Genomic DNA, 15,982 nt, shown 5'->3' with positions numbered 1-15,982 from the left:
TAGGAATGTATATCAAGAGCGCCTAGTGAGAATGCGTGGGCCGTCCGCCGTCGCGGCTACCGTATGCTCCCAGTGGGCGGCAGTGGAGCCATCGAGCGTGACCACCGTCCAATCATCTTCCAGCACCGCACTAGCGACGGTGCCCAAAGTGAGCATCGGCTCGATTGCTAGCACAGAGCCCTCTTGAATGAGGGGACCGCGGCCAGGCTTTCCCTCATTTTCCAAGTAGGGTTCTTCGTGCATGGTCCGGCCAATTCCATGACCACCATAACCGTCCACGATATAGAGGGATACGCCGAACTTTTCTTCGGCGCGGTAAGTCGCCTGCTCCAGGGCGTGGGAGACATCCGTCAGGCGGTTGCCCGGGACCATCGCCTGCAGGCCTTCCATCAGCACCCATTCGGTCGCCGCGTTCAATGCCGCAACGTCCGGATCGGGTTCGCCGATGGGAAAGGACCACGCGCTGTCTCCTACCCACCCATCGAGGGTGGCGCCGCAGTCGATGGAGACGAGGTCGGCATCGGCAAGCACCGTCTTAGCATCCGGGATGCCGTGCACGATGACATCGTTGACGGAGGAACAAACGGAGCCCGGAAAGCCCTCGTAGCCCTTGAAGGTAGGGGTGGCACCGGCATCGCGGATGGTCTGTTCCGCCACCGCATCGAGCTCGAGAGTGCTCACCCCCGGCGCCGCCGCAGCGCGGACTGCTTGCAGCGCCTTGCCGACGATCTCGCCAGCCGCCTGCATAGCATCCAGCTCGCCTGCGGTACGGGCGGGGATGCGCTTGGTGCGGCGCCGAAAAGCCATTACTTGCCCAGTGCTTCCATGGCGCGGGCGTTGATCTCTTCGACGGAGCCTTCTGCCTTAATGGGGATGATGGCATCGCCGTAGTGCTCGATGAGCGGGAAGGTCTCTTCGCGGTAAACGCCGAGGCGGGTGCGGATGGTTTCTTCATTATCGTCGGCGCGGCCACGGGCCATCATGCGCTCAACAACAACGTCTTCAGACACCTCGAAGTTCAATACGCCGTCGAGCTTTTCGCCCTTCTTGGACAATAGCTCTTCCAAGATGTCTGCCTGTTCGGTGGTGCGCGGGAAACCGTCCAAGAGGAAGCCGTTTTTGGCGTCGTCTTGGCCGAGGCGCTCTTCTACCATGCGCGCGGTGACATCGGTAGGCACGAGCTTGCCGGCGTCAATATAGGATTTCGCCTCAATCCCGAGCGGGGTGCCCTCGCCAATATTGGCGCGGAAGAGATCGCCGGTGGAGATGTGCGGGACACCAAGCTTTTCGCTCAGGATTGCTGCCTGGGTGCCTTTGCCAGCACCGGGAGGGCCGAGAAGTACAAGACGCATTATTTCAATAGTCCTTCGTAGTTGGATTGGAGAAGTTGGGATTCAATCTGCTTGACCGTGGTCAACGCAACGGAGACCATAATCAAGATGGCCGTACCACCAAAGGCGGAGGTGCCGTTAGCAGAAGAGTGGCCGACACCGAGGTCCAGGAGGATATTCGGCAAAATGGCAATCAACGCCAAGTACAGGGCACCGACGCTGAGCAGGCGGTTCATAACAAAGCCGAGGTACTCCGCCGTAGGGCGGCCCGGGCGGATGCCTGGGATGAAGCCACCGTACTTCTTCATGTTATCCGCTTGCTCGGCGGGGTCGTACTGCACCGAAACGTAGAAGTATGCGAAGAAAATGGTCAGCAGGAAGTACAAGACGATGTACTGCCAGGACGACGGCGCCTGCAGGTGCGCAATGACATTGCGCTGCCACCAGTTATCCGGGGTGTTCACGGAGCTGGAGTTGACGATCTGCGTGATCAGCACCGGCATATAGATAAGCGAGGAGGCGAAGATGACTGGGATAACGCCGGCCTGGTTGACCTTGAGCGGCAAGTAGGTGGAAGAGCCACCGTACTGGCGACGGCCCACCATGCGCTTGGCGTACTGCACCGGAATGCGGCGCTGGCCCTGCTCGATGAAGGTAATGCCGACGACCAAGACAATAAGGCCGGCCAGCACCATGGCAAAGACCATGCCGCCGTTGTTTTGCAGGATATTCATGCCATCGGTAGGCAGGCGCGTAGCAATACCAGCGAAAATGAGCAGGGACATGCCGTTACCAATGCCCTTTTCCGTAATCAGCTCGCCCATCCACATCACGAGGACGGCGCCGGAGGTCATCGTCACCACCAGCAGGATGAGGGTGAAGAAGTTGCGGTCTTCTGCTAAGACCGGCACGCCCTGGCCCAGCAGCTGCTCGCGGTCCGCCAGCGCGACGATGCCGGAGGATTGCAGCAGCGCCAAGGCGAGCGTGAGGTAGCGGGTGTACTGGGTCATTTTCGCCTGCCCAGATTGACCTTCCTTCTTCAGCTGCTCAAAGCGCGGGATAACCACGGTCAGCAACTGCACAATGATGGAAGCCGTAATGTAGGGCATGATGCCGATGGCGAAGATCGACAGCTGCAATAGGGCGCCACCAGAAAACAGGTTAATCACGGAGTACAGGTCTCCTGATTCCTCTGTCAGTTGACGCAAGCGTCCTGCAATTGACGCGTAATCTACACCCGGCGACGGGATCTGTGCACCGATGCGGTACGCAATGATCATCACGACGGTGAAGACGATCTTCTTGCGTAGGTCGGCATCCTTAAAAGCCTGCAAAATGGCGGACACTACAAAATCCTCCTGGCCTACCGCTGTCACTGCCACACGCGAATCTTAAGGATTCTTATTGCAGCAACACACGGAGGTGGACACTCGTTGGCCCCCTCAGGGCTCCACATCTTTCTCACACGGCGTTATGAAGTAAAGACTAGGAGTCCCAAAGGAACGGTGGAACACTTTTGACCCCATAACCCTACCAGCCAAATATCTACGCGCCACATCTAACCCGCATTATGTGACAATGATTGCCTTTTCTTTCGCGCTTATTCCACTAGGGGTTTACCATGTTAATTATTGCCCCGCGCAATTTTCTATCCGTAACATTTCGGCCTTGCGATCCCTAAACACCAAGGTCGTTATTGGTGTGAACCCAACATTGCGAAAGAAGTCTGAATGAGCAAAAAATTCACGCCGATGACCGTTGCTGAGATCATCGACGTCTTCATCCCTAGTCCCAATCCCTTCCGCTGGGAGGCCTTTGATGGATCGGCCACCGGCCCTGCCGATGCCGAATTCAAGGTCACCATCAATAGCCTTGGCGGACTTGCTTATATCGCCACCCACCCAGGCGACGTCGGATTCGCCCGCGCTTATGTCACCGATGGCATCTCTGTAGAAGGTGAGCACCCTGCGCACCCGTACGGCATCTTCAACGCCCTGCACGCCATGTATGACAAGTTCGAAAAGCCCAGCGCTAAAGATATGGCACGCGTGATTCGTTCGCTTGCTTCCATGGGCGCCTTCCACATCCAGCCGGTGCCTGAGGTAGAGCGCGCCTCTTGGCTGCGCCGCAAGCTGCACGACGGCCTGTCCAAGCACTCCAAGGAGCGCGATGCCGACGTCATTTCGGACCACTACGACGTGGGCAATGACTTCTACGAGCTCTTCTTGGGCGATTCCATGACCTATACCTGCGCCTACTTCCCCACCCCGGATGCCACCTTGGAGGAAGCGCAGGAAAACAAGTACCGCCTCATCTTTGACAAGCTGCGCCTCAAGGAAGGCGACACCCACCTTGATGTGGGCTGTGGCTGGGGCGGCATGGTGCGCTACGCCGCACGCCGCGGCGTGAAATCCATCGGCGTGACCTTGTCGCAAGAGCAGGCCGAGTGGGGTCAAAAGAAGATCGAGGAAGAAGGCCTACAAGATCTGGCTGAGGTCCGCTTCATGGACTACCGCGATGTCACAGAAGAAGGCTTCGATGCCATCTCCGCCATCGGCATCATCGAGCACATCGGTGTGCAGAACTACGATGACTTCTTCAAATTCATGTACAGCAAGCTCAAGGTCGGCGGGTTGATGTTGAACCACAACATCACCTACCCGGATAACCACAAGACGCCCAAGGGCGGGTTCATTGACCGCTACATCTTCCCCGATGGCGAGCTCACCGGCTCAGGCAACGTCACCAAGGCCATGCAGGATAATGGCTTCGAGGTCTTCCACACCGAGTCCCTGCGCTTTGATTACATGCGCACCCTGCACGAATGGTGCGAGAACTTGAAGGAAAACTGGGAAGAGGCCTGCGATCTGGTCGGCCTACCCACCGCCCGCCTCTACGGCATCTACATGGCCGGCTCGGAGTGGGGCTTCGAGCGCAATATCATTAACCTCTACCACTTCTTGGGCATCAAGCTTGGTGAAGCCGGCTCCCGCGCCGGCGTGCCTGAGCGCCGGTGGTGGGAAGACAGCCGCTTTTAAGAGGAGCCCACTATGACCCTTTTGGATCAATTGCGCGAGCGCGTTTCTGCTTTGCAGCCGCGCCCAGTCGACGCCGTGCGCATCGAGCCCGTGGGCTGGCAGGCCCACCGCGCAAGCGTAGACACCTTGTTGCGCAGCTTCCGCGAGGTTCCCGCCGGCAAGCGCGTGCGCTTGGCCAAGAAAACTTCTAACCTCTTCCGCGGCCGCAGCGAGAATCAGGTAGGCCTCGATGTCTCCGGATTGGGCGGGGTCATCGAGGTCGATCCCCTCGCCCGCACCGCCGATGTGCAGGGTATGTGCACCTACGAGGATTTGGTCGATGCCACCCTGGCGCACGGCCTCATGCCGTTTGTAGTGCCGCAGCTGAAGACCATCACCCTAGGTGGCGCGGTGACTGGTATGGGCGTGGAGTCCACCAGTTTCCGCAACGGCCTGCCGCACGAGTCCGTTATCGAGATGGACATCCTGACCGGCACCGGCGAGATCCTTACCTGCTCGCGCGAGCAGAATGTCGATCTATTCCGCCTCTTTCCCAATTCCTATGGTTCTTTGGGCTACGCGGTACGCCTCAAGATTGAGCTCGAGCCCGTGCGTCCCTACGTGGAGCTGCGAGAGCAGCGCTTCCACTCGGTAGAAGAGGCGAGCCGCGTGCTTGCCGATGTCTCCGTTCACCACAACCACGAAGGTGAGACCGTCGATGGGCTGGACGGCGTGGTCTTTTCTGAGGACGAGGCCTACCTCGTCTTCGCCCGCTTTACCGATGAGGAGGGGCCTACCTCCGATTACACGCGGGATAAGATCTACTACCGCAGCCTGCAGCACGCCCAAGGCATGCGGCGCGACCGGCTCACCATCCGCGACTATATCTGGCGCTGGGATACTGACTGGTTCTGGTGCTCGCGCGCGTTTGGCGCCCAGAACCCCAAGGTCCGCAAGGTGTGGCCGCGCGAGCTGCGCCGCAGCTCCTTCTACTGGAAGCTGGTGCGCTTGGACCGCAAGTACGAGCTGGAGTACAACTTCATCAAAAAGCCGCACGGCAAGCCGCGCGCCGAGCGTGTTGTCCAAGATATCGAGGTCACCCCGGAAAACCTCCCGGAGTTCCTCCACTGGTTCTTCCAGGCCTCCGATATCCAGCCTGTGTGGCTGTGCCCCATCCGCCTGCGCGATGGCGTGGGCGAGCTCGTAGGCACCGGTGATATTGCCGCCGAGTCCCAAGATCCCTGGCCGCTCTACCCGCTGCGCCCCGGCAAGACGTGGGTCAACGTCGGTTTTTGGTCCGGCGTGGATGGCGATCACGTCGATCCCAGCGCCCCCGGCAATGGCGCCTTCAACCGCGTTATTGAAGAAAAGGTCAATGACTTGGGCGGCCACAAGTCGCTGTATTCCGAGGCCTTCTACTCCCGCGAGAGGTTCGAGGACCTCTATGGCGGAAAGCTCCCGGATGCGATCAAAGCGGTAACGGACCCGGACGACCGCTTCCCCGGCCTCTTTGAAAAGACCGTGGACGAGGCTTAAGACGGCCTCCCACAATCACTGAAGGGTGGAACGCTTTCACGAGCGTTCCACCCCTTTTTGTCGCTTAACCCAGCTCCCGGGCCGGTTCAGCGGCGCGCGCAGGTGACTGCCGCGCGCGCAGGCAATTACTGCGCCTGGGCCACCTGCGCGGTCTCCGAGTTATCCGGCTGGGATAGCTGCGACAGATCGACTACACCCCCTCGCCCCGCACGCTAGGTGCGAGGAAAGGGGGTGTGGCTATTCTCTAGTCCAGATTACTTGGTGTTGGCGGAACCGCCAGCAGCCTCAATCTTTTCTACAGCGGACTTGGAGAACTTGTCTGCGATGACGTTCAACTTAACGTTGATGTCGCCGCTGCCCAGAACCTTGACCGGCTGGTTAGCGCGGACGAGGCCAGCAGCTGCGATGTCAGCGACGGTGATGTCGCCGCCATCGGCAAACTTCTCAGCCAAGTCAGCCACGTTAACAACCTGGTACTCAACGTGGTTCGGGTTCTTGAATCCCTTGAGCTTAGGCAGACGCATGTGGATGGGCATCTGTCCACCCTCGAAAGCAGCGGGAACCTGCTTACGAGCGCCGGTACCCTTGGTACCGCGACCAGCGGTCTTACCTTTGGATGCCTCACCGCGGCCAACGCGGGTCTTGGGCTTATTTGCTCCTGCGGTTGGGCGCAGGTCGTGCAGCTTGATGATATCAGCCATGGTTTACTCCCCTGCCACTTCTTCGACGGTGACCAAGTGGCGAACCTTGTGAACCATACCGCGGATGATCGGGGTGTCCTGCTTAACAACGGACTGACCGATGCGCTTGAGGCCCAAGGCCTCAATGTTCTTGCGGTGGTTCGGCTTGGTGCCCACCAGGCCCTTTACCTGTGTAATCTTCAGAGCCATTGTTTATGCCTCCTGACCTGCGCGCTTGCGCAGCATACGGGCCGGGGTGACCTCTTCGATGGACTTGCCACGGCGTGCGGCAACCTCTTCGGGGCGGACCAGCTGCTTGAGGCCGTCCACGGTAGCGCGGACGACGTTGAGTGCATTGTCGGAGCCCAGGGACTTCGACAGAATGTCCTGCACGCCAGCGCATTCAAGCACTGGACGAGCAGCACCGCCGGCGATGACACCAGTACCAGGAGCGGCGGGCTTCATCATGACGATGCCCGCTGCGTCGCGACCCTCTACCGGGTGGGTGATGGTGCCGGCAACCATAGGTACGCGGAAGAAGTTCTTGCGAGCCTCTTCTGCACCCTTCTGGATTGCAGCCGGAACTTCCTTAGCCTTGCCGTAGCCAACGCCTACCTGGCCCTGACCGTCACCAACGACGACGAGAGCGGTGAAGGACATGTTGCGGCCACCCTTAACGGTCTTGGAGACGCGGTTAATGGTCACAACGCGCTCGATGTACTTATCGCGCTCGTTGTCCTGCTGGTTACGACGATCGTTGCGACGGCCGTTGCCGCCGCGGTTGTTCTTGTTGTTCTCGGCGGAGCGTCCGCCGTCACGCTGTTCACGGTCCGACATTACGCGATCCTTCCGTTGATGTTTCCGTTGACGATGATCATTAGAACTTCAGACCACCTTCACGTGCGGCGTCTGCCAGCGCAGCGACGCGGCCGTGGTACTTGTAGCCTGCGCGGTCAAAGACGACCTGCTCAATGCCAGCGGCCTTGGCGCGCTCAGCAATCAGTTCGCCCACCTTGGCAGCCTTAGCCTTCTTATCGCCCTCGAGTGCACGAATGTCCGCTTCCATGGAGGATGCGGAAGCCAGGGTGTGGCCTGCCAGGTCATCGATGACCTGGACGTGCATGTGGCGCGAAGAGCGGTGAAGGACCAAGCGCGGGGACTCAGGGGTGCCACGCAGGGTCTTACGGATACGGAAGTGGCGGCGTGCGCGTGCTTCGCGACGACGAGAAGAAATGTCCTTGCCGACTGGAGTGCGCTTCGTGTTTTCAGTGTTTGCCATTGCTTACTTACCCGTCTTTCCGACCTTGCGACGGATCTGCTCGCCTTCGTAGCGAATACCCTTGCCCTTATAAGGATCGTCCTTACGCAGGCGACGGATATTAGCGGCGATCTGTCCGACTAGTTGCTTGTCAATACCGGTAATGGACAGCTTGGTGTTGCCGTCCACTGCGAAGGTGATTCCCTCCGGAGCCTTGATGAGGATCGGGTGGGAATAACCCAGGCTGAATTCCAGGTCCTGGCCCTTTTGCTGCACACGGTAGCCGACACCAAAGATTTCCATCTTGATGGTGAAGCCCTCGGTCACGCCGATGACGGCGCTGTTAAGCAGCGAGCGGGACAGGCCGTGCAGCGCACGGTGCTTGCGGTGATCATCAGGGCGGGAAACGGTCAAGATGCCGTCTTCCACATTGATGGTGATCGGATCCGGAACGTTTACGCTCTGGGTACCCTTAGGGCCCTTGACCTCAACGTCTTGGCCGTTGATGTTGATTTCGACGCCGTTTGGTACGGCGATCGGTGCTAGACCGACTCGAGACATGTGTCAAACCTCCCTTTACCAGACGTAGGCGAGAACTTCTCCGCCTACGCCCTTCTCCTCAGCCTGACGGTCAGTCAGCACACCGTGGGACGTGGAAATGATAGCCACGCCCAGGCCGCCCAAGACCTGTGGCAGTTCGGTGGACTTTGCATACACACGCAGACCCGGCTTAGACACGCGACGCAAACCAGACAGGGAACGCTCGCGGTTGTTGTACTTCAGCTCGAGGGACAGGGTGTGGCCCTCAACGGTGTAGTCAGCGATGTAGCCTTCCTGCTTCAAGATGTCAGCAATATTTGCCTTCAACTTGGAGGTAGGCATCGACACGACGTCGTGGTGTGCGTTACTTGCGTTACGCACACGCGACAGCATGTCGGCAATAGGATCAGTCATAGTCATATGAGTGACCGTGTACCTTTCTCGTTGCGGTTCCCGTGCTCACCAAAGCGTTTTCCGTGTGATTTCGGGCTACTCACGCTCCTCACGGTCAATACCGCAAGGCGCTCGCCACCCTTTGATTCAGACAACGGTCCGCTATAAACGGCGAGGGGCCTACAACAAAGTTGATGTTCAATTCTTTTTCGGCTCTGCGTTTTGCCAGTTCAACACGCCAAACCCGCAAGGCTTTGCGCGTGCACCGGCTGCAGCGCAGGCACGCCGGAACACTTTACGCCATATCCTGCGGTTTTCCAAATAAATCCCCTGCATTCATTACAGTCGGATACAGCGCCACATGAATGAGGAGTAGTGAGATGAGTACCGAGAACGAAGATCCGATCCGCACCGCCCACCAATGGCTTGAAGAAGCCGCACGGCTATTAAACCTCGAGCCCCATGAGGCCACGGCGCTAACCCGGGAACTGCTGGATTTAACCAAGGACGTGGCCCATACCCAGTCGCGGCCGGCAGCACCGTTGACGGCGTTCGTGGTGGGGTTGGCATCGGCAAGCACGGCAGAAGCCAAGGTAAATATCGAAACCCTCAAGGAGGCGCTGAAGTAATGGCTGGACGCAAGAATGCCACCTTTGCCGTCACGAAGGTCCGCCTGGGCGAGCACGCGCAGGTTGATACCCGCGCCGACACCGTCGCCGGCGAGGAGCCGCTTGAGATTCGCGTGGGTGGGCAGACCATCACCACCACCATGCGCACCCCGGGCCACGATATTGAGCTGGCGCACGGTTTCCTCCACTCCGAGGGGCATATCGCCGCGCTTTCCGATGTCACCACTGCCCGCTACTGCGCCGGTGCCACCGTCGAAGGCATGAATACCTATAACCTGCTGGACCTAGACCTGGTGAAGGCCACGCCACTGGACTTGAGCGATCTTCGCCTGACCACGACGACGTCCGCGTGCGGCGTGTGTGGCACCTCGTCTATCGAGGCGCTGACGAAGAAGTCGCGCTACCCTATCCCTCAGATTCCCGTGGACCCACAGCTGGTGGTCCAGCTGCCGGAGAAGCTACGCGCCGCCCAAAAGGAATTCCGCAAGACCGGCGGAATCCACGCCGCCGGCGCTTTTACCCTCGAGGGCGAGCCGGTGGTCATCCGGGAGGACATCGGCAGGCACAACGCCGCCGATAAGGTCATTGGGCACCTGCTCATGGAAGAGCGCCTGCCCGCCGATGACCTCATTTTGGTCATGAGCTCGCGCGCCAGTTTCGAGCTGGTGCAAAAAGCTGCCATGGCAGGTTTTGGCATGCTCGTTACCGTGAGCGCCGCTTCCTCCCTGGCCGTAGAGACCGCGCGCGAGACCGGAATGGCGCTGGTGGGCTTTGCCCGCGCCGATCGCTTTAACCTTTATTCGGGCACGCTGGCTTAGTCGCGGTAGTCTTCCGGCCCATTATTGAGCCAGGCGTACACCCCGCCGATGAGCAGGCCGCCGCCGATGAAATTGCCAATCCACACCAGCGCCCAGTTAAGAGCAACATTGCCAACCGTCAGCGCAGCCGGCAGCGGATCGCTGCCGAAGAAGGTAAGCGCAAAGAGGCAGAAATTGGCAATCACGTGCTCCAGGCCCAGGCCCACGAAGATGCCGATGATGGGGACGATGACGATGAACTTCGACACGATTTCCTTGGCAAAGACCGCGCCAACGATGCCCATATTGACCACGAAGTTTGCGGCCATACCCTCTACGAGCATTCCCTGCGGAGATTTGGTCAGCTTGCCTTCAGAGATGGTGACCAACAGGTGCGAGGGATCCATATTCGCGAGCTTGGCGGACATCCCCATGACGGCGGCAAAGATGATGGCGCCGACGAGGTTAAAGATCGTGGTAATAAGCAGTACGTAGAAGGCCTTGCCCCAGGAAAGGTGCTTCTGCATAGCCCCGTAGACCATGTACATCATATTGCCCGTGGCCAGCTCCGCACCGAGGATAACGATGGCAAATAGGCCCAAGCCGAAGAACAGGGCAAACGTCACGGACCCAAGGCCCGGGGCAACGCCCTCTACCGCTTGGCCTACGACGCCGGCAAAGACGGTACCGATGCACAAGTACACACCGGCGAGGATGGCGCGGACAGAAAATCGTGCAAATGATTTATCGAGCAGGGCAGCCTTTTTCAGGGATGCGACCTTGGCAGCTTCGTTGAGAGACACCGTTTTCTTATATTCCTTATTTAGCTGTGGTTAAACGGACAAGAGAACCACGAATTATCGTAGCGTGTTATGCATCCGCTGCCTCAATAAGCAGGTACCGGATTTTGCTGCTATAGACTTGGTTCATGCCCGCCCCCCTATTGTCCCTATTTTCCTCGGAGGTCTCAGTGGCACACCAAGACCGCCCACGGAGGAGGGGAACCCATCCATCCGCAGCCCACTCACGCGACACTGCATCCTTAAATCACGGCACTCGAGCCCATGCTTCACGCGATGCTGATAAAAATGCCCGGCCCAAGCGGAACCCTGGCCGGCACCATTCCAGAGACCGCGATTGGCGGAAAGCAGAGCATCACGCGCGTCATATCCAAAGCCGTTTCCCGAACCGCAAGGTAGAAAAGAGCTCACTTCCACGGCACCGAAAAAGCCCTTCCTCACCTTGGGAGCGCATTAAAGGTGCGTGGACGTCTTCCGGAGTTCTTCTAGCCTCAGCTGGCATCATTGCAACGATCCTCGTCATCAACACGGTTGATCACAGCAGCAATACGCCTGAGCAAAGCATAAGCCCACCCAAAGAGCTAGAAACCAACGAGGTCCCTGGAGAAACATCTCCCGTAATCGAACCGTCGGCGGCACTAGAAATGTATATCCCTTCCATCGACGTCCATGCGCAATTTGAGGATGGCGCGTGCCGCGTAGTCGATGGCGCCATAAACCCTGACACCATGGATAAGGCTTGCACTTATACTGCCGATGACCGCCCCTACTCCCTGCCTGGAACAAATGCCGACGATATCGTCGTCATCGCCGGCCACACAGGCGCCGGCGTGCCTGCCGTATTTAATAAGCTTTACGATGGCGCTGCCAACGAGCACAAGGTAAGCATCGGGGACAAGCTGTACGTACGGACCAAGAATTCCGATCAGAACTGGCTCACCTACACCGCAACCGATCTCCACGACCCCGATAAACAAGGCCTAGCCGGGGACTCAAGCGTATGGGGAGACGAGGCGATGCCAGGCAGGCTGCTGACCATTAGCTGCATTCAACCCGCTAACCCCCTCAAGGCAGCCGTTCGCAATGCCGTCGTGGGATGGCAATTCGAGGGCACCACCCACACCGCAGACAACAAATCTTAACCGCTCAGCAGCACTGCGGTCACTCGCCCGCCTTCCGCTTATCCGCTCCTTTACCTCAGCTTTACACAGTCCCCGCTTCCGCAACCGGAGGTGGGGACTTTCTATATCTTCTTTCCCAGCTCGCGGGCAAAGGTTCACTATTTTCAACAACGCTAACGATAACGGTTTGCAATAGTGTAGTATTCGTCGCAACCTATATAAAAGTTCACTGCACCTAACCTTGGGAGAACCTTATGCCGTTGCGCACCTCACTACCGCGCCTTGCCACCATAGTCGTGGCCTTGGCGCTCGCGTTATTCCACGCTCCCTTCGCCCTCGCTGAGGACGCCCCACTTGTCCGCACCCAAACGCACGTAGATTCCCCGCACGCGGTGTGGAAGGACGGAAACTTCAAACTCATGTCCAATAGTGCGGGCCTAGTCCCCATCGAGGACACGATCAACTGGGTCAGCCACGGCCGCGTCGATGGCGGCCTAGGAGCCTATGCCTGGCGCGTTCCCGATGACCCGCGCTTCGAGTTTCTCAATGCCGAGAAAAACCAGCTCATGTACTACGGCGGCCCCGCAGTAGGCTTCCCGAAAAACACCATGCCCATCTGGGCTGGGTTCGGTGCCGCCGCGGATCTTCCCACCGATCAATTCCGCGATAAATCCTTCAACATGGAAATCGTTGATTTTAAGGGCCCCGGCCGCATGGAGCTGTTTACCTACAGCGACGAGAACTATCCTCTGAACCGCCTCTGGTCCTCCCACGACCCGGGATTCCGTACCACCTGGGTCAATGCAGGCACGCACACGCATAACGCCACGACGTTTACCCGTCCTGGCCACTACGAAGTAACCTACCGCGCTTCGGCTCGAAAGAAGGATGGCACTTTCATCCACTCCGAGCCACAAACCTTGGTCTGGCAGGTAGGCGGAACCAACCCCGCCGAGCGCACGATCACCGACCTTGATACCGCCTTTAATGACGCCAAGTCTGAATACTCAGGCTCCGAAGGGGCCGAGTCCAACGCTCCTATATTTAAGATGGCTCCCTCCAAGGCCGATACAAAGGGCGCGAAGCAAGGCATCCTCACCACGCTCTCCCTCGATACCGGCAATGCCAAAGACTCCGGCCGCGCCGTATTCACCATCAACGGCCACTACCTTGCCGAGCGCAAGGTAGAAGGCGGTAAGGCTTCGTGGGATGAAATGATTGGTGATGAAGAATCCAACTTCCAAGCCATCTTTATTCCCGACAATGATTCCCCAAGCCCTCGCTGGGTATCCGAACCCGTAAAGTTCTGGACCAGCACCGATGGGGAAAAGGACGATGAAGATGCCGAAGCTTATACAACGAAAAGCGGCGAGCTTCCTACCCCAGAGATGGAAGAGATAGAGCCGTTTGAGACCGATCCCCTTGAGATCACGAGCTCTGATGTCACCGTTTCCACCAGTAAAGTGTACGGCGAGGGCGACCGTAATATCGACATCACCGTAGCTCCCGAGGATGACCGCACCACGGTGCGCGTTACCGGCGGCTTCTACAAAGTAGATGGCGAACCGATGACCAGCCTGCCGCAGAACGCTATTGCAGATTGCGAAATCGGCTTTACTTCCGGGCCGGGGCAAAGAACGAGCAGGCAACTCATCGACAGTTGTAAGCAACCCGGATACCAACTCATGCTGCGCATCGTTCCTGACTCCCGCTCCGATGCCGCCGGCGCCTCGCTATTTAGCCATACTCACAAGGATGCTTATGAGCCGATCGCTGAGACCACCGTCTCGTTCGCTGAGGCTTCTGACTCCACGGATTCACAGGACCCAGAAGGATCGGAGAAGCCAGAAGACTCCGACGCCCCAGAGAAGCCGCAGGATTCGGAAGAATCAGAAGGCTCTGCCCCATCCAAGAATCCCTCGCCTTCCACGACCTCGAAGCCTTCTGTTCCCAAGATCCCCTCACCCAAGCCGCAGAACCCGAAGGATAAAGACACCCCGCACAAGGAGCTCAATCTGCACCGGGGTCACGTAGATATCGCCCCGATCCACGAAGATGGTGAACTGCACCTAGGCATCAAGGACGAGACGAACCTGTACCACATTGGTGCAATCTGGCGTAAGCCTTCCGATGTCTTTTTCACCGTTCCAAAGCAGGTCAAGTCCACTTTGAACAAAGACATTCCGCACTTTGGAAAGAAAGGCAGCGCTGCCTACGTCCTGCCAGAGACACAGCGCACCGGTGTAGTGTGGCCTGGGCTCAGCACTGAGGATGCTTACAAGGACACCAAGAAGAATTACACCTTTACCTTCACCCCCGTCAGCGCCCCGAAGGACGGCGAATGGTTGGCATACCAGGCTGATCAGACCGGGCTGGACCAGCGCTTTGCCGGCAGCGATGGCACGCATTCCTACACCACCGAAACCGCAGAACACATGCACCTCAACTGGGCATTCAACAAACCCGGTACGTATGAAGTTGGTGTCACGGTCGCAGAAAAAGACGGTAAGCCTGCGAAAAAGGCTGTTCTGCGCTTCAAGGTAGCTACCGAGGATTCATCATCTGCTGCCCCACCCACTACTGGGAACGACAGTGCCACTGAAGGCGACTCCAACGGCACGGAAAGCACCACACCGTCGAAGGAACCAAGCCCAGAGACAACGGAACCTGCTCCCAGCGCAGAACCGTCTAAGAAGCGCGAGATTACCAAGGGCCACATCGACTTCGGGCCAAAGGTTGTGGACAACAAGCTCGGCTTCTATGTCAACGAAGACGACCAACACAACGTGCCTGAAGACGTAGCGCTGCGCATTCACGATGCCCGCCGCGTGACGGTCGCTGACTCCCTGGCTAAGACGCTGTCTTTTACCGGAATGGTAAAGACTGGCTCAACGATCTACCACCTACCATTGCAACAGGACCACGACGCTGTGTGGCCGGGGTGGGACACGATCAAGGTGGGGCAAGACTACCGTGACGCCGCGATCGAAGTTCGCCCTAAGTCGGCGCCTACGGACGGAAAATGGTGGGCCGGCCACACTGCCTCCCTAAACACGCCGGCACGCACCTTAGCCGATAGCAACGGCACCCATACGATCAAAGGCGTTGAGGATGGTCCTTTCCATGTCCACGCGCACTGGATTTTTACCGAACCAGGCCGCTACGAAATGGACATGCGCACCGTCAACAACGACGGCGACAAACTCACCGACTGGCACACCGTGACCTTCCTCGTGGGCGATTCAACCACCCAGCCCGGTGGAAAGGACACCGACAAAGAAAGAGATAAGGAAAACAACAAGCCCGCAGACTCCTCGAAGGTTAAGCAGCCAGGCGCTACCAAGCCAGATAACGGCTCGAATAGCACCGGCACTAATAAGCCGGGGTCCGATAAGTCCAAGGCAACTAACTCATCTGGATCGAATGCGGGCGCTAAGGCATCCATGGGAAATGGCGCTGGGAAGTCGGACGGCTCCACCAAGTCCACTACTGCTAAGGGCGCAGGCAGTGGCTCTGGTCCAAGCTCCAGATCCGGCGGAGGCTCTTCCAGCTCCCACAACGGCGCACTAGCCTCTACGGGTGCCAATATCGGTTGGGTTCTCGTGCTCGCCGCACTCTTTATTGTCGGCGGCATAGTACTGGTGAAAAAGCGGTCTAAAGGCAGTCAGTAGCCCTTAAGCTCCGGGGTTCGTTGACCGCCCAACCGCAACGAACTCTCACCGAGGAACTGCTCCACGACCTTAGAACCCAAGAAGCATCAACCCCTAACGCAGAGCTCAGCCCCGAGCATGGTCGATTACTAGCTCGGGCCGGGCTCATTTTGCGTTTTAAAGTGGTTTTTACGCACCAAGCCTTTAATCTCTGCCCGAATAGGTTGGAA

General features: G+C 58.3%; 16 protein-coding genes. 6 read left to right on the top strand and 10 right to left on the bottom strand.

Features of this window, described 5'->3' with window-relative positions:
• Window positions 1-12 precede the first annotated feature (12 nt).
• Genes map through secY form a run of 3 tightly spaced genes read right to left on the bottom strand, consistent with a single transcriptional unit; the run spans window position 13 to window position 2,677 of the window.
• Window positions 13-807 (bottom strand): type I methionyl aminopeptidase, encoded by a 795-nt coding sequence (gene map, locus ACLI1T_RS01960; RefSeq protein ID WP_411702887.1) that lies wholly within the window; start codon window positions 805-807, stop codon window positions 13-15.
• Complete coding sequence (locus ACLI1T_RS01955; protein ID WP_349852287.1) at window positions 807-1,352, bottom strand: adenylate kinase; 546 nt, start codon at window positions 1,350-1,352, stop codon at window positions 807-809. The genes map and ACLI1T_RS01955 overlap by 1 nt, the downstream gene beginning before the upstream one ends.
• Complete coding sequence (secY, locus tag ACLI1T_RS01950; protein WP_349862026.1) at window positions 1,352-2,677, bottom strand: preprotein translocase subunit SecY; 1,326 nt, start codon at window positions 2,675-2,677, stop codon at window positions 1,352-1,354. The genes ACLI1T_RS01955 and secY overlap by 1 nt, the downstream gene beginning before the upstream one ends.
• A 384-nt stretch (window positions 2,678-3,061) precedes the next feature.
• On the opposite strand from secY, the gene ACLI1T_RS01945 reads away from it, so the two are divergent.
• Window positions 3,062-4,369: a class I SAM-dependent methyltransferase gene (locus ACLI1T_RS01945; protein WP_023025207.1), complete on the top strand. Its 1,308-nt coding sequence runs from the start codon at window positions 3,062-3,064 to the stop codon at window positions 4,367-4,369.
• A 12-nt stretch (window positions 4,370-4,381) separates the two neighbouring features.
• Window positions 4,382-5,884: an FAD-binding oxidoreductase gene (locus tag ACLI1T_RS01940; protein ID WP_411702886.1), complete on the top strand. Its 1,503-nt coding sequence runs from the start codon at window positions 4,382-4,384 to the stop codon at window positions 5,882-5,884.
• Window positions 5,885-6,138: 254 nt separating this feature from the next.
• Here the strand turns inward: ACLI1T_RS01940 and rplO are convergent, their stop codons facing one another.
• Genes rplO through rpsH form a run of 6 tightly spaced genes read right to left on the bottom strand, consistent with a single transcriptional unit; the run spans window position 6,139 to window position 8,782 of the window.
• Window positions 6,139-6,585, bottom strand: coding sequence for a 50S ribosomal protein L15 (rplO, locus tag ACLI1T_RS01935; protein WP_411702885.1), 447 nt, complete (start codon window positions 6,583-6,585; stop codon window positions 6,139-6,141).
• A gap of 3 nt (window positions 6,586-6,588) precedes the next feature.
• Entirely contained in the window at window positions 6,589-6,774 is a 186-nt protein-coding gene (gene rpmD, locus ACLI1T_RS01930) for a 50S ribosomal protein L30 (protein WP_005276997.1), read from the bottom strand.
• A 3-nt stretch (window positions 6,775-6,777) separates the two neighbouring features.
• Window positions 6,778-7,401: a 30S ribosomal protein S5 gene (gene rpsE / locus ACLI1T_RS01925; RefSeq protein WP_005276995.1), complete on the bottom strand. Its 624-nt coding sequence runs from the start codon at window positions 7,399-7,401 to the stop codon at window positions 6,778-6,780.
• 40 nt (window positions 7,402-7,441) lie between these two features.
• Complete coding sequence (rplR, locus tag ACLI1T_RS01920; RefSeq protein WP_023016753.1) at window positions 7,442-7,843, bottom strand: 50S ribosomal protein L18; 402 nt, start codon at window positions 7,841-7,843, stop codon at window positions 7,442-7,444.
• Between the two features lie 3 nt (window positions 7,844-7,846).
• The gene (gene rplF / locus ACLI1T_RS01915) at window positions 7,847-8,383 is read right to left on the bottom strand and encodes a 50S ribosomal protein L6 (RefSeq protein WP_005276991.1); all 537 of its coding nucleotides are present in this window, start codon (window positions 8,381-8,383) and stop codon (window positions 7,847-7,849) included.
• Between the two features lie 15 nt (window positions 8,384-8,398).
• Window positions 8,399-8,782: a 30S ribosomal protein S8 gene (gene rpsH / locus ACLI1T_RS01910; RefSeq protein WP_005276990.1), complete on the bottom strand. Its 384-nt coding sequence runs from the start codon at window positions 8,780-8,782 to the stop codon at window positions 8,399-8,401.
• A 353-nt stretch (window positions 8,783-9,135) separates the two neighbouring features.
• On the opposite strand from rpsH, the gene ACLI1T_RS01905 reads away from it, so the two are divergent.
• Window positions 9,136-9,384 carry a DUF6457 domain-containing protein gene (locus ACLI1T_RS01905; protein WP_005276987.1) on the top strand — a complete coding sequence of 83 codons (249 nt, stop codon included), beginning with the start codon at window positions 9,136-9,138 and terminating at the stop codon, window positions 9,382-9,384.
• On the top strand, window positions 9,384-10,202 hold the full coding sequence (gene fdhD / locus ACLI1T_RS01900) for a formate dehydrogenase accessory sulfurtransferase FdhD (RefSeq protein ID WP_411702884.1): 819 nt from the start codon (window positions 9,384-9,386) through the stop codon (window positions 10,200-10,202). The genes ACLI1T_RS01905 and fdhD overlap by 1 nt, the downstream gene beginning before the upstream one ends.
• On the opposite strand, the gene ACLI1T_RS01895 is transcribed toward fdhD, so the two are convergent.
• Window positions 10,199-10,984, bottom strand: coding sequence for a formate/nitrite transporter family protein (locus ACLI1T_RS01895; protein ID WP_411702883.1), 786 nt, complete (start codon window positions 10,982-10,984; stop codon window positions 10,199-10,201). The genes fdhD and ACLI1T_RS01895 overlap by 4 nt on opposite strands.
• Before the next feature lie 641 nt (window positions 10,985-11,625).
• Between ACLI1T_RS01895 and ACLI1T_RS01890 the strand changes: the two genes are divergently transcribed.
• On the top strand, window positions 11,626-12,123 hold the full coding sequence (locus tag ACLI1T_RS01890; RefSeq protein ID WP_411702882.1) for a sortase: 498 nt from the start codon (window positions 11,626-11,628) through the stop codon (window positions 12,121-12,123).
• Window positions 12,124-12,356: 233 nt separating this feature from the next.
• Window positions 12,357-15,773, top strand: a complete 3,417-nt coding sequence (locus tag ACLI1T_RS01885; RefSeq protein ID WP_411702881.1) for a choice-of-anchor M domain-containing protein — start codon at window positions 12,357-12,359, stop codon at window positions 15,771-15,773.
• Window positions 15,774-15,982: the final 209 nt, after the last annotated feature.

This window comes from Corynebacterium tuingiense, from assembly GCF_046718165.1.
In the GTDB taxonomy this organism is placed as follows: domain Bacteria; phylum Actinomycetota; class Actinomycetes; order Mycobacteriales; family Mycobacteriaceae; genus Corynebacterium.
The sequence above is the reverse complement of the archived record's forward strand: the minus strand, read 5'-3'. Positions and strand labels throughout refer to the sequence as shown.

What these genes read in the sequence shown, in the direction of transcription:
- ACLI1T_RS01945 (WP_023025207.1), top strand. Translation starts at nt 3,062, where the DNA reads ATGAGCAAAAAATTCACGCCGATGACCGTTGCTGAGATCATCGACGTC.
- map (WP_411702887.1), bottom strand. Translation starts at nt 807, where the DNA reads ATGGCTTTTCGGCGCCGCACCAAGCGCATCCCCGCCCGTACCGCAGGC.
- rplO (WP_411702885.1), bottom strand. Translation starts at nt 6,585, where the DNA reads ATGGCTGATATCATCAAGCTGCACGACCTGCGCCCAACCGCAGGAGCA.
- fdhD (WP_411702884.1), top strand. Translation starts at nt 9,384, where the DNA reads ATGGCTGGACGCAAGAATGCCACCTTTGCCGTCACGAAGGTCCGCCTG.
- rpsE (WP_005276995.1), bottom strand. Translation starts at nt 7,401, where the DNA reads ATGTCGGACCGTGAACAGCGTGACGGCGGACGCTCCGCCGAGAACAAC.
- ACLI1T_RS01940 (WP_411702886.1), top strand. Translation starts at nt 4,382, where the DNA reads ATGACCCTTTTGGATCAATTGCGCGAGCGCGTTTCTGCTTTGCAGCCG.
- ACLI1T_RS01890 (WP_411702882.1), top strand. Translation starts at nt 11,626, where the DNA reads ATGTATATCCCTTCCATCGACGTCCATGCGCAATTTGAGGATGGCGCG.
- ACLI1T_RS01885 (WP_411702881.1), top strand. Translation starts at nt 12,357, where the DNA reads ATGCCGTTGCGCACCTCACTACCGCGCCTTGCCACCATAGTCGTGGCC.
- rpsH (WP_005276990.1), bottom strand. Translation starts at nt 8,782, where the DNA reads ATGACTATGACTGATCCTATTGCCGACATGCTGTCGCGTGTGCGTAAC.
- rpmD (WP_005276997.1), bottom strand. Translation starts at nt 6,774, where the DNA reads ATGGCTCTGAAGATTACACAGGTAAAGGGCCTGGTGGGCACCAAGCCG.
- ACLI1T_RS01955 (WP_349852287.1), bottom strand. Translation starts at nt 1,352, where the DNA reads ATGCGTCTTGTACTTCTCGGCCCTCCCGGTGCTGGCAAAGGCACCCAG.
- rplF (WP_005276991.1), bottom strand. Translation starts at nt 8,383, where the DNA reads ATGTCTCGAGTCGGTCTAGCACCGATCGCCGTACCAAACGGCGTCGAA.
- ACLI1T_RS01905 (WP_005276987.1), top strand. Translation starts at nt 9,136, where the DNA reads ATGAGTACCGAGAACGAAGATCCGATCCGCACCGCCCACCAATGGCTT.
- rplR (WP_023016753.1), bottom strand. Translation starts at nt 7,843, where the DNA reads ATGGCAAACACTGAAAACACGAAGCGCACTCCAGTCGGCAAGGACATT.